The sequence below is a fragment of the Kitasatospora sp. NBC_00039 genome (assembly GCF_045160625.1).
GTDB lineage: Bacteria > Actinomycetota > Actinomycetes > Streptomycetales > Streptomycetaceae > Kitasatospora.
Window position 1 is genome coordinate 1,820,952 of record NZ_CP108289.1, and the last position, 11,894, is coordinate 1,832,845.

The window sequence follows — 11,894 nt, forward strand, 5'->3', positions numbered from 1 at the left end:
CCGAGCGTACCTATGGTTTACGGACGAACCGCCCACCCCGCCTCTCCCACCGTCGAGCGCCCGCGCCCGCCGCCACTCCTCACTACCCTTGCTGCTTACTGCTTACTGCTTACTGCTCACCGCTGGACGGACGGCGGCAGCCCCATCACCACCTCGGCCTTGGCCACCGGCGCCCCGCCGCGCACGCTCGGGCTGCGCCTGCTGCGGCGCTCGACCCAGCGGGCCAGCCAGGAGAGCAGCAGGCACATGCCGATGTAGATCGGCGCGATCACCATCACCACCGGGATGAACGGCAGGTCGTAGTCCAGGTTGGTGGCGACCAGCTTGCCCGCATGCAGGAACTCCTCGTAGGTGATCAGGAAGCCCAGCGAGGTGTCCTTGAGCGCCACCACCAGCTGGCTGATGATGGCCGGCAGCATCGCCCGGTTGGCCTGCGGCACCAGGACGTACGCCATCACCTGGGTCTTGCGCATGCCGAGCGCGTACGCCGCCTCGCGCTGCCCGGCGGGCACCGCCAGCACGCCGGCCCGGAACACCTCGGCCAGCACCGAGCCGTTGTACAGCACCAGGCCGGCCACCAGCGCCCAGAGCGGCTCCACCTTGAGCGCGACGAAGATGAAGAAGATCATCACCAGCAGCGGCATGGCCCGGAAGAACTCCACCACCAGCGTGGAGAGCCGGCGCACCACCCGGTGGTCGGAGAGCCGCCCGGCCGCGAACAGCGCGCCGAACGGCAGTGCGAACAGCACCGTCCAGCCGAAGGCCTTCAGCGTGTTGGCCAGCCCGCGCAGCAGGAGGTCCTGGACGCCCTGGTACTCGAAGGCCATCCACTTCTCGTAGGTGAACTGCTGGGTATGGAACAGCATGTAGACGATCCACCCGATCAGCGCGGCGATCGCCAGCAGCGCGACCAGGCCGTACGTCCGGTGCCGGGCGAGCGCCCTCGGGCCGGGAATGTCGTAGAGCGCCGAGGATTCCGCCGTCATCGCGCCACCGCCACACGTCGTTCCAGCAGGTTGAAGACGGCGCTGACGGCCAGGGTGATGATCAGGTAGCCGACCGCGATCCAGACGAAGGTCCAGACGATGCCGTACCCCAGCTCGTTGATGGTCCGGTAGGTGCCCAGCAGTTCGGTCACGCTGAACGCGCCGGCGATCGCGGTGTTCTTGGCCAGCGCGATCATCACGCTGCCGATCGGCCCGACCACCGACCGGTACGCCTGCGGCAGCACCACCATGCCCATCGTCTGGCCGAAGGTCATCCCCAGACTGCGGGCCGCCTCACCCTGGCCGGTCGGCACCGTGTTGACGCCCGATCGCATCGCCTCGCAGACGAACGCCGAGGTGTAGCAGCCGAGCGCGAGAACCGCGAAGACGAAGAACGGCAGGGTGATGTCGAACCGCGGCAGGCCCAGCACCACGATGAAGAACAGCAGCGTCAGCGGGGTGTTGCGCAGCAGCGTCACCCACGCGGCGCCGAAGACCCGCAGCGGCTTCACCGGCGAGACCCGGAAGCTCGCGATCAGCACACCGAGCACCAGCGCCAGCACGGCGCTCACGACGAACAGCGAGAGGGTGCCCAGGAACCCGTGCCAGTAGGTCGACCAGTTGTCGATCAGCGTCTTCACAGCAGCCCTCTCAGTACCGGTCGATCGGCGGCGGGGTGGGTGCCGGGACCCCGGAGAGGCCGAGGGTGGCGTCGTAGGCCTTCTTCCAGTCGCCGTTCTCCTCGCGGTGCGCCAGGGCGTCGTTCAGCGCGCCGCGCAGCACGGTGTCGTTCTTCGGCGTCCCGATCCCGTACGGCTCCTGGGAGAACAGCGGTCCGACCACCTTGAGCTCGTCGGGCACCTTGGCCGCGTAGCCCATCAGGATCGTGTTGTCCGTGGTCACCGCGGCCACCTGGGAGGTGATCAGGTTGTCCACACAGGCCGAGTAGCTGTCGTAGCCGATCAGCCTGGCCTGCGGATAGTCCTTCTGGATCCGCTGGTACGGGGTCGAGCCGGCCGCCGAACAGACCTTCCTGCCGCTGAGGTCCTGCGGGCCGTGGATGGCGTTGTCGTTCCTGCGTACCAACAGCGACTGGCCGGCCAGGTAGTACGGGCCGGCGAAGCCGACCAGCTTCTTCCGGTTGTCGTTGATGGTGTACGTGCCGACGTAGTAGTCCACCTGACCGTTCTGCAGCGCGGTCTCACGGTTGGCGGAGGCGATCGTCCTGAACTCGATCTTCTCGGGGGTGAAGCCGAGGTCGGCGGCGACCATCTTGGCGATCTCGATGTCGAAGCCCGAGTACTGCCCGGTCGCCGGGTTCTTCTGCCCCAGGTAGGGCTGGTCCTCCTTGGCGCCGACCACCAGGTGGCCACGACCGCGGGCGGCGTCCAGGGTGGGAGAGCCCGTGATGCCGGTACCGCTCTCCACCTGATAGCTGGGCAGCGCGCTGGGCTGCGGGCCCTTCGGCGGCGGAGTGCCGGCCTTGCCGCAGCCGGCCAGCAGCACGGCCAGGACCGCGAGGGTCACGATCTTCTTCACGGCGCGGCCTCAGTGCTTCAGGATCTTCGACAGGAAGTCCCGGGCACGCTCGCTCTCGGGGGCGCCGAAGAAGTCCTCGGGGGCGCGGTCCTCGACGATCCGTCCGTCGGCCATGAAGACCACCCGGTTGGCCGAGGCCCGGGCGAACCCCATCTCGTGGGTGACCACCACCATGGTCATGCCCTCGTGTGCGAGCCGGCGCATGACGTCCAGCACCTCGGTGATCATCTCGGGGTCGAGCGCGGAGGTGGGCTCGTCGAAGAGCAGCGCCTTCGGGTCCATGGCGAGCGCGCGGGCGATCGCCACCCGTTGCTGCTGACCGCCGGAGAGCTGGGCCGGGTACTTGTCGGCGTGCGCGACCAGCCCGACCCGCTCCAGCAGCGCCCGGGACTTCGCGTCGGCCTCCGCCCTGGGCCGGCCGCGGACCTTGATCTGCGCCAGGGAGACGTTCTGCATCACGGTCTTGTGCGCGAAGAGGTTGAAGGACTGGAAGACCATCCCGACCTCGGCGCGCAGCCGGGCCAGCGCCTTGCCCTCCTCGGGCAGCGGCCGGCCGTCGATCGCGATGGTGCCGGACTCGATCGGCTCCAGGCGGTTGATCGCCCGGCAGAGCGTGGACTTGCCCGAACCGGACGGTCCGATCACCACGACGACCTCGCCGCGCCCGACCGTCAGCTCGATGTCCTGCAGCACGTGCAGGTCCCCGAAGTGCTTGTTCACACCGCGCAGCTCGATCAGCGGCGTGAAGGACGACGCCACGCGCGCGGGTTCGGGAGCCGCCTCGCGGGCGTCGGTCACTTTCCGCGCCGCCCCTTCATCAGCCAGCCCACTGCCCCGCCCGCCAGCAGGGTGGCCAGCAGGGCGATCCAGAGCGGCGCGGTGACGGTGAAGACCCAGAACTGGATCCTGACCTTGTCGAGGTTGGCGAACAGGAACCACACCGCGAGCACGACGAGGACGCCGATCCCGATGTACCGGGTGGGAATGCCACCGATCTCACTGCGCTTGGCGCCGGACGAGCCGTCTGAAATCTTGGTCACACGCGCAGTCTGCGGGCCGATCGGTTGATTTGTCGGCTCACGCGCCCGGGGTTAACCCGCACGGGGCAAGCCTGCCCCCGTGCGGGTTTGCGCCGGTCAGCGGGTGCCGGCCACGGCTAGGGCTCGTCCCGCCAGGAGCGCCAGAGGGCGGCGTACGGGCCGCCTGCCGCCACCAGCTCCGGGTGGCTCCCGTACTCGCTGATCCGCCCGCCCTCGACCACCGCGATCACGTCCGCGTCGTGCGCGGTGTGCAGCCGGTGGGCGATGGCGATCACCGTCCGGCCCTCCAGTACCCGGGAGAGCGAACGCTCCAGGTGCCGGGCGGCCCGCGGGTCCAGCAGCGAGGTGGCCTCGTCGAGCACCAGGGTGTGCGGGTCGGCCAGCACCAGCCGGGCCAGGGCCAGCTGTTGCGCCTGCGGCGGGGTGAGTGCGGCGCCGCCCGAACCGACCTCGGTGTCCAGGCCCTCCGCCAGCGCGTCCACCCACTCGCCGGCGTCCACGGCGTCCAGCGCGGCGCGCAGCTGGGTGTCGTCGGCGTCCGGCGCGGCCAGCCGGAGGTTGTCCCGCAGGGTGCCGACGAAGACGTGGTGCTCCTGGTTGACCAGCGCGACCTGGGCCCGGACCCGCTCGGCCGGCATCCGCGCCAGCGCCGCCCCGCCGAGCGTCACGGTGCCCCGGCCGGGTGCGTAGATCCCGGCCAGCAGCCGGCCCAGGGTGGACTTGCCCGCACCGGACGGCCCGACCAGCGCGACCCGGCTGCCCGGGGCGACGGCCAGGCTGATGCCGTGCAGGACGTCGGCGCCCTCGCGGTAGCCGAACCGGACGTCCTTCGCCTCGACCCGGCGGCCGTCCGGCCGGGCCTCCTCGTCGCTCTCCTGCTCGGGCACCTCACGGACCCCGACCAGCCGCGCCAGCGAGGCCTGCCCGATCTGCAGTTCGTCGTACCAGCGCAGGATCAGGTCGACCGGGCCGGTGAGCGCCTGGGCGTAGAGCACCCCGGCGGTCAGCTGGCCGACGGTGATCCAGCCCCGCAGCGTGAACAGCCCGCCGAGCACCAGCGTGCCGAGCACGGCCAGGGTGTAGACCGCGTCGATGGTCGGGAACCAGACCGAACGCAGCCAGAGGGTGTACCGCTCCCAGGCGAGCCACTCGCCGAGCTTGCGGTCGGTCAGCCGGACCCGCTCGTCGCCGAGGCGCAGCGCCTCGACCGTCCGCCCGGCGTCGACCGTCTCGGCCAGCACGGTGTTCACCGCGGCGTACCCGGCCGACTCGTTCCGGTAGGACTGCGGGGCCCGCCGGAAGTACCAGCGCGAGGTGGCCAGCAGCAGGGGCAGGCCGATCAGCGAGGTGAGCGCGAGCAGCGGCGAGGTGACCACCAGGGCGCCCAGGACCAGCAGCAGCGAGACCACCGCCACGGCCAGCTCGGGCACCGCCTCGCGGACCGACTTGTCCAGCCGGTCGATGTCGGTGGTGCCGCGGGAGACCAAGTCCCCCGTGCCTGCCCGCTCCAGGACCCCGGTCGGCAGGGTCACCGAGCGGACCAGGAAGTCCTCCCGGAGGTCGGCCAGGACCCGCTCGCCGAGGATGCTGCCACGCAGCCTCGACCACCAGGTGAAGGCCGACTGTACGACCAGCGCCAGCAGGTACCAGCCGACGGCGACCGCGATGGTCGACTCGGCGGTGCCGGTGGCCAGCGACTCGACCACGGTGCCGAGCACCCACGGCCCGACCAGCCCGGCGACGGTGGCCACCGAGTGCAGCGCCACCACCGAGGAGAACCCGGCCCGGTGCCGCCGGGCGAGCAGCCGCAGGTAGGCGCGGACGGCGGCCGGGGAACCGACCGGAAGGGTGGTGGCCGGCCCCTGTTCCTGTTGGACGGGGGGCTTCATACGGTGCTCCTCGGTTGGTCTGGTGGCCGGACGGGTGCGGCGCTCCCCGACGGTGCCGCCCGCCGCGGAGCCGGGTGCGGCAGCGACGGGTGCGGCAGGGTCGGGTGCGGGTTCAGGTGCGAGAGCGGGGTCGGCTGCGGGGTGGTGGCGTTCACACGCTCTCCCCGACCGTGGCCGGCTCCTCCTCGCGGGTGACCACGGCGCGGTAGGCGGGCTCGGTCTGCATCAGCTCACGATGCCGACCGGCGGCGACGGCCCGGCCGCCCTGGAGCAGCACCACCCGGTCCGCCCGGTCGAGCAGCAGCGGGCTGGTCGCGAACACCACGGTGGTTCGCCCCTCGCGGTTCTTGCGGAGCCCGGCCGCGATCCGGGACTCGGTGTGCGCGTCGACCGCGCTGGTGGGCTCGTCCAGGACGAGCACCGGAGGATCGGCCAGCAGCGATCGGGCGAGCGCCAGCCGCTGGCGCTGGCCGCCGGAGAGCGAGCGGCCGCGCTCGGTGATCCCGGCCCGCATGGCATCCCCTCCGCAGTCGGGCGAGCCGTCGACCAGGGCGTCCAGGACGTCCTCGGCACGGGCGGCGGCCAGCGCCTCGGCGGGCGTGACCCGGCCCGAGGCGGGGATGTCGAGTAGGGCGGTCAGGGTACCGGAGAGCAGCACGGGCTCCTTGTCGTGGACGAGCACCGCCGCCCGTGCCTCGGCCAGCGGGACGGCGTCCAGCTCGGTGCCGCCGAGCCGCGCGGACGGCTGCGGCTGATCCCCGTCGGCCGGAGGCACGTGCCCGCCGAGCCGCTCGGCGAGCTCGCCGGCGACGTCCGGGTCGCCGCAGACCACGGCCGTCAGCTCGCCGGCCCGGGCGGTGAGCCCGGAGGCCGGGTCGTACAGGTCGGACTGCCCGGGCCTGGTCAGCTCCGCGTCCGGGGTGCCGGTGGTCCGGCTGAGCGAGAGCACCCGGACGGCGCGCCCGGCGGAGACCCGGGCGACGCTCCATGCGTGTGCCGCCTCACCGAGGATGCGCAGCGGCGCGGCCAGGAACGCGGTGGAGCCGTAGACGGCGATCAGGGTGCCGATGCCGATCCGCCCGGTGGCGGCCAGATGGGCGCCGTACCAGGTGACGCCGACCACGAACAGGCCCGGCAGCAGCACCTGTTGGGCCTGCATCAGCGACCAGACCCGGGCCGAGCGGACGGCGGCGGCGCGGACCTTCTGGGAGGCCGCCCGGTAGCGGGCGAGGAACAGCTCCTCGCCCCCGATGCCGCGCAGCACCCGGAGCCCGGCGACGGTGTCGGCCGCCAGCTCGGTGGCCTTGCCGCCGAGCGTGCGCTGCTCGGTGTAGCGCCGCTCGAACGGGCCGAGCAGCGGCCAGACCGCGGCGGCCAGCACCGGGACGCCGAGCAGGACGGCGAGGCCGAGCACCGGCTCGGTGACCAGCACCGCGGAGCTGACGGCCAGCCAGACGATCACCGCGCCGCGGACCCGGGCGACCAGCTCGACGTACCAGCCGATCTTCTCGACGTCGCCGCTGCCGACCGCGACGATCTCGCCGGTGGCGATCCGCCGGGACAGCCCGGTGCCGAGGTGCGAGGCCTGGCGGGCCACCAGCTGGCGGACCTGGGTGGCGGCGTGGATCCAGTTCCACACCGCCTGGCGGTGCAGCAGGACGGTGCCGAGCGCGGCCACGGCGGCGAGGGCGAGCGCGGCGGCGCCGGCCCGCCAGATGCCGCCGGCGTCACCGTCGACGGCGGCCTGGACGCCCAGGCCGAGCGGCACCGGCAGGGCTGCCTGGCAGCCCATCTCGAGCAGCGCCCAGCAGGTGGCGAGCACCTGGCCGCGCCGCTGGCTGCGCTGGAGCCAGCGCAGGAAGGCGAGGGGGGAGGAGAGGTCTGGGCCGCCGGGATCGGCCAGCGGCAAGGTCTTGAGCGGCATGACGCTCCGTTGCGGGTGGTACGGGCGGGGGCGCAGAGGGCGCGGGTCGCGCGCGGATGCGAGGGGGCAAGGTGCGGCCGGTATGGTCACGGCCGGGCTGGTCAGGAGGTCATGACAGGGAGCCTGCCAACCCGAATGTGACCTACGCAACAGGTTTTCGGCGGCGCACGCCCCGCTCACGCCCCCCACCGCAGCCGCCCCGAAGCCGCCCCGGGCCCGCCTGCCACCCCCGCCCCGGGCCCGCCTGCCACCCCCGCGTCACCCGCCCGCGGCCTGCTGCACGCGCTGGTACACCGCGTCAGAAAGTTCTTTTCCGGTCCGGGAACAAACCGGGACACCGCACAGGTTGCCCCACTGGAAGCAGATGGTCGACCAGGAGGGCACCCCGTCCCGTGAGCAGCATCCCCACCGTCACCCTCAACGACGGCTCGCAGATCCCGCAGCTGGGCTTCGGCGTCTGGCAGGTCCCGGACGCGGAGGCCACGGCGGCCGTCCGCACCGCCATCCAGACGGGTTACCGCTCGATCGACACCGCGGCCATCTACGAGAACGAGACCGGCACCGGCCAGGCCGTCGCCGAGGCCCTCGCCGGCGGCGTGGCCCGCGAGGACCTCTACATCACCACCAAGCTGTGGAACTCGGGCACCCGCGACTGGACGGGCGAGCAGGGCCGGGACGCGGTGCTGCGCGAGTTCGACGCCTCGCTGGCCAAGCTCGGCCTCGACTACGTGGACCTCTACCTGATCCACTGGCCGCGCCCGATGCACGGCAGCTACCTCAACGTCTGGAAGGCCTTCGAGCAGTTGCTCGCCGACGGCCGGGTGAAGTCGGTCGGCGTCTCCAACTTCGGTACCGAGCAGCTCACCCGCCTGCTCGCCGAGGCCTCGGTCAAGCCGGTGCTGAACCAGGTCGAGCTGCACCCGTACTTCCCGCAGGACGAGCTGCGCGCCTTCCACGCCGAGCACGGCATCGCCACGGAGGCCTGGAGCCCGCTGGGCCAGGGCAAAGAGCTGCTCTCCGAGCAGGCCCTGGTGAAGATCGCCGAGAAGCACGGGCGCACGGTCGCCCAGGTGGTGCTCCGCTGGCACCTGCAGAGCGGCATCATCGCGATCCCGAAGTCGGTCACCCCGTCCCGGATCAAGGAGAACCTGGACGTCACCGGCTTCGAGCTGGACGCGGCCGACCTCGCCGCGATCGCCGGCATCGCCACCGGCAAGCGGATCGGCCCGGACCCTCAGGAGTTCGACTGGAACTGACGTGCCCGCCCAGGAGCGTGTCCGGCACCGCCGTCGGGCACGCTCCGGCCGACTCCGGGGCCGTTGAACAGAGTCGCGCCGGACGGGGTCGAACGGCGCCGTCGAGCCGAGGGGTCGTCAAGCACCGAGCGGCAGTCGAGCACCGAGCGGCAGTCAGGCACCGAGCGGCAGTCAAGCCTGAAGGCCGCCTTCCCCCTTCCGGGTCGGCGGCCTTCAGTGCGTTGGCGAATCGTTTTGGCGGAAGCTCGGAGCGCGAAGCCTAGAGCCGACCCGCCTTGGCGATCAGCGCGAGCGCGGGCTCGTGCTCGTGCTCGTCCAGCGGAGCCAGCAGCAGCCGCTGGACCTGGGCGACGCCCGCGGCCGAACGGTGCAGCAGGTCCTGACCCGCCGGCGAGAGCGACAGCAGGTTGCGCCGCCCGTCCGAGGGGTCGCGCCGGCGCTGGACCAGGCCGCGCCGGACCAGCCGGCTGACCATCTCGGCCATCGTGGCCTTGTCCAGCGAGGCCAGCTCGCCGACCGTGCGCTGGTCGGCGCCCGGCTCCAGCTCGAGCGCGTCGAGCACCGCGTACTGCGGTGCCGTCAGCTCCGAACCGACGTGCTCCGACCAGAGCTTGGTGTGCACCTGCTGGCTCACCCTGATCAGGTAGCCGATCGCCCGCTGGGCGTCCAGCATCGGCCGCGCGTCGGTGAGGACGGCGACCGCAGCGGGCTCCAGCCTGGCTATCTTGGCCATCACACGGACGATTTCCAGCTGCTCCTCGGCCGTGAGCGGCTCGAAGAGTGTGCGCTGCACGCGGACCACACCGCCGGTGGCCTCGCGCACCGCCTGGGCGCCACTCTGCGAGAGAGCGAGCAGTTTGCGCCGGCCGTCGGCCGGGTCGCGGCGTCGCAGCACCAGGCCACGCCGGACCAGCCGGGCGACCATCTCGGCCATCGTGGCCTTGTCCAGCGAGGCGCGCTCGCCGACCGTCCGCTGGTCAGCACCCGGTTCGAGGGCGAGGACCAGCAGTACGGCGAACTGCGGAGCCGTGAGATCGGCTCCGACGTGTTCGGACCACAGACGGGTGTGAACCTGCTGTGCAACGCGGATGAGGTGACCGGGCGACTGCTGCAGTCGCGCGGACACGCGGGTCGTCGGGATCTCCCCCAGCACCATGTATCCGTCCCGATGTCACACCCGGTGTGTGTGGGACACCCGGGTGGGGCAGTAACGGCGAGTGGGCGTCCCGCTGTGAGGGAGGGCGCTCCAGCCGTGCAGCCGGTGGCTGCTGGCGGACACTATACAAACGGCGGGCCCTCGCTGGCAGGCGGGGGCGGATAGTAGACGCAGGTTCGGCAACATTGGCATATTTACGCGCCGGCCGACCCGGCAGTAACCCGTTCGCAGGAGAAAGCCGACCGGTCGGTCCTTACCCTCGGTCACCTGCGACTTCCGCCCTGGCCGCGCACCTTACTCGCCGGTAGGGTATGGCCATCCGGCGGTCCGCCCCGGGACGAGCCCCCACCCGGCCGCCCGCGGGACCGCCGGACGAGGCTCCGAGCCAGACCTCAGAGACATCCGAGAGAGACGAGAGCGAGCATGACCGAGCAGACCACCGCCCCCAGGGTCGCCGTCGTGACCGGCGCCGCACGCGGACTGGGCGCCGCCACCGCCGAGCGCCTGGCGGCCGACGGCTACGCCGTCGCCGTCCTCGATCTGGACGAGGCGGCCGGCAAGGACACCGTCGACCGGATCACCGCGGCCGGCGGGCGGGCCGTCGCGGTCGGCGCGGACGTCTCGGACGCCGCCCAGGTACAGGCCGCGGTCGACCGGATCGCCGCCGAACTCGGCGCCCCGGTCGTCCTGGTCAACAACGCCGGCGTGCTGCGCGACAACCTGCTCTTCAAGATGTCCGAGTCCGACTGGGACACGGTCATGAACGTCCACCTGCGCGGCGCCTTCCTGATGACCCGCGCGATCCAGAAGCACATGGTGGACGCCGGCTTCGGCCGGATCGTCAACCTGTCCTCGTCCTCCGCCCAGGGCAACCGCGGCCAGGCCAACTACTCGGCGGCCAAGGCCGGTCTCCAGGGCTTCACCAAGACCCTGGCCATCGAGCTGGGCAAGTTCGGCATCACCGCCAACGCGGTCGCCCCCGGCTTCATCGCCACCGACATGACCGCCGCCACCGCCGCGCGGGTCGGCATGGACTTCGAGGACTTCAAGAACGCCGCCGCCACTCAGATCCCGGTCCAGCGGGTCGGCCTGCCCGAAGACGTCGCGCACACCATCTCGTTCCTGGCGAGCGAGGGCGCCGGCTTCGTCTCCGGCCAGGTCATCTACGTGGCCGGCGGCCCGCTCGACTGAGGCACCGAACCTACACAGGGTTACCACGGAGTGGGAACCGGCCCGGCCGGTCTCCCACTCCGTTCGCTTTGCCCGCCCTTGGGAAAAGATTCCCCAACACTGTACTGACATTCGACGGGAGAATATCGGAAAACCGCCCCCGAGCGCGCGGATTCCAGCCGCATCGACGCATTCTCGGAGAATTCCGAATTCCCCGGAGAACGCCGCCGACCTGCTGGATTACGGCGACCGGCCCGCAAGCGCCGAGCGAATTGCCGGAGGGCCTGACGGCCCGCCGCGAGCGCCCGCGCCAGGCCGCCACGGCCGCTACCCCTCCCAGCTCCGTTCCACGACCCCGTCGCGCACCGCGAGGTTGAGCCGCCCCTCCCGGTGGTCCATGGTCATCATCGCCCCCGGGAGCAGCACCCGGACCGACGCCCAGCCGTGCCGGCGGGCCAGTTCCTCGGCCCGCTCCACCCGCAGCCCCGCGTAGCCCTCCGCGTCCGTCTCCGTCATGGCCCCTCCCCGTCTCGTGCCCCGGACGTACGCTGGAATCGTAGACCGGAAGGCCACGTGAACCGCGGCGGAAGCCGGACTTCAGGAGGAGGTGACCGGGCATGCGCGCCACCACCCCGCGCCGGTGGCGGAGCGGCACCGAGCCCGCCACCGCCCGCAGCGATCTCAAGCTGCGCTATCTGCTCGCCCTGACCTTCACGCCGTTGTTCGCCCTCACCACCGTGGCCTTCGCGGTCTGGGCCGCGAACGCCCCCGTCGTCGGTGCCCCCAGCCGGGGGACCCTCACCGGCTTCGCGGTGGCCTGCGGGATCCTCACCGTGTTTGCCGTCGTCGATCTCGTCGTCGTCATCCGGCGCCGCCGGACCGAGCTCTGAGGCGGTATCTCCCACGGAGTGGGAAGCCGGCCGGGCCGGCCTCC

General features: G+C 72.0%; 12 protein-coding genes. 3 read left to right on the top strand and 9 right to left on the bottom strand.

From position 1 onward, the window contains the following. Positions 1–116 precede the first annotated feature (116 nt). The 7 genes from OG286_RS08230 to OG286_RS08260 all read right to left on the bottom strand — a co-directional run bounded on the left by OG286_RS08230 (position 117) and on the right by OG286_RS08260 (position 7,378). Complete coding sequence (locus OG286_RS08230) at positions 117–986, bottom strand: amino acid ABC transporter permease (RefSeq protein ID WP_396320096.1); 870 nt, start codon at positions 984–986, stop codon at positions 117–119. Continuing rightward, a complete protein-coding gene (locus OG286_RS08235) occupies positions 983–1,627 on the bottom strand; it encodes an amino acid ABC transporter permease (protein ID WP_396320095.1) in 645 nt (214 codons plus the stop codon). The genes OG286_RS08230 and OG286_RS08235 overlap by 4 nt, the downstream gene beginning before the upstream one ends. A 10-nt stretch (positions 1,628–1,637) precedes the next feature. Next, positions 1,638–2,525: a glutamate ABC transporter substrate-binding protein gene (locus tag OG286_RS08240; protein WP_396320094.1), complete on the bottom strand. Its 888-nt coding sequence runs from the start codon at positions 2,523–2,525 to the stop codon at positions 1,638–1,640. Between the two features lie 9 nt (positions 2,526–2,534). Next, positions 2,535–3,284, bottom strand: a complete 750-nt coding sequence (locus OG286_RS08245; protein ID WP_396320160.1) for an amino acid ABC transporter ATP-binding protein — start codon at positions 3,282–3,284, stop codon at positions 2,535–2,537. A 35-nt stretch (positions 3,285–3,319) separates the two neighbouring features. Then, positions 3,320–3,565 carry a LapA family protein gene (locus OG286_RS08250; RefSeq protein ID WP_396320093.1) on the bottom strand — a complete coding sequence of 82 codons (246 nt, stop codon included), beginning with the start codon at positions 3,563–3,565 and terminating at the stop codon, positions 3,320–3,322. A gap of 116 nt (positions 3,566–3,681) precedes the next feature. Then, complete coding sequence (locus OG286_RS08255) at positions 3,682–5,454, bottom strand: ABC transporter ATP-binding protein (protein WP_396320092.1); 1,773 nt, start codon at positions 5,452–5,454, stop codon at positions 3,682–3,684. A 151-nt stretch (positions 5,455–5,605) separates the two neighbouring features. After that, positions 5,606–7,378 carry an ABC transporter transmembrane domain-containing protein gene (locus OG286_RS08260; RefSeq protein ID WP_396320091.1) on the bottom strand — a complete coding sequence of 591 codons (1,773 nt, stop codon included), beginning with the start codon at positions 7,376–7,378 and terminating at the stop codon, positions 5,606–5,608. Positions 7,379–7,770: 392 nt separating this feature from the next. On the opposite strand from OG286_RS08260, the gene OG286_RS08265 reads away from it, so the two are divergent. After that, a complete protein-coding gene (locus tag OG286_RS08265) occupies positions 7,771–8,634 on the top strand; it encodes an aldo/keto reductase (protein ID WP_396320090.1) in 864 nt (287 codons plus the stop codon). A gap of 259 nt (positions 8,635–8,893) precedes the next feature. Here OG286_RS08265 and OG286_RS08270 read toward each other — a convergent pair whose 3' ends face one another. Continuing rightward, complete coding sequence (locus tag OG286_RS08270; protein WP_396320089.1) at positions 8,894–9,760, bottom strand: MarR family winged helix-turn-helix transcriptional regulator; 867 nt, start codon at positions 9,758–9,760, stop codon at positions 8,894–8,896. 453 nt (positions 9,761–10,213) lie between these two features. Between OG286_RS08270 and fabG the strand changes: the two genes are divergently transcribed. Continuing rightward, complete coding sequence (gene fabG / locus OG286_RS08275; protein ID WP_396320088.1) at positions 10,214–10,981, top strand: 3-oxoacyl-ACP reductase FabG; 768 nt, start codon at positions 10,214–10,216, stop codon at positions 10,979–10,981. A 306-nt stretch (positions 10,982–11,287) separates the two neighbouring features. Here the strand turns inward: fabG and OG286_RS08280 are convergent, their stop codons facing one another. After that, entirely contained in the window at positions 11,288–11,476 is a 189-nt protein-coding gene (locus tag OG286_RS08280; RefSeq protein ID WP_396320087.1) for an I78 family peptidase inhibitor, read from the bottom strand. Between the two features lie 101 nt (positions 11,477–11,577). Here OG286_RS08280 and OG286_RS08285 point away from each other — a divergent pair, with 101 nt between their 5' ends. Next, the gene (locus OG286_RS08285; RefSeq protein ID WP_396320086.1) at positions 11,578–11,850 is read left to right on the top strand and encodes a DUF6343 family protein; all 273 of its coding nucleotides are present in this window, start codon (positions 11,578–11,580) and stop codon (positions 11,848–11,850) included. The last annotated feature ends 44 nt before the right edge of the window (positions 11,851–11,894 follow it).

Excerpts from the sequence above, each read along its gene's own strand:
- OG286_RS08230 (WP_396320096.1), bottom strand. The coding sequence starts at position 986 with ATGACGGCGGAATCCTCGGCGCTCTACGACATTCCCGGCCCGAGGGCG.
- OG286_RS08255 (WP_396320092.1), bottom strand. The coding sequence starts at position 5,454 with ATGAAGCCCCCCGTCCAACAGGAACAGGGGCCGGCCACCACCCTTCCG.
- OG286_RS08260 (WP_396320091.1), bottom strand. The coding sequence starts at position 7,378 with ATGCCGCTCAAGACCTTGCCGCTGGCCGATCCCGGCGGCCCAGACCTC.
- fabG (WP_396320088.1), top strand. The coding sequence starts at position 10,214 with ATGACCGAGCAGACCACCGCCCCCAGGGTCGCCGTCGTGACCGGCGCC.
- OG286_RS08280 (WP_396320087.1), bottom strand. The coding sequence starts at position 11,476 with ATGACGGAGACGGACGCGGAGGGCTACGCGGGGCTGCGGGTGGAGCGG.
- OG286_RS08285 (WP_396320086.1), top strand. The coding sequence starts at position 11,578 with ATGCGCGCCACCACCCCGCGCCGGTGGCGGAGCGGCACCGAGCCCGCC.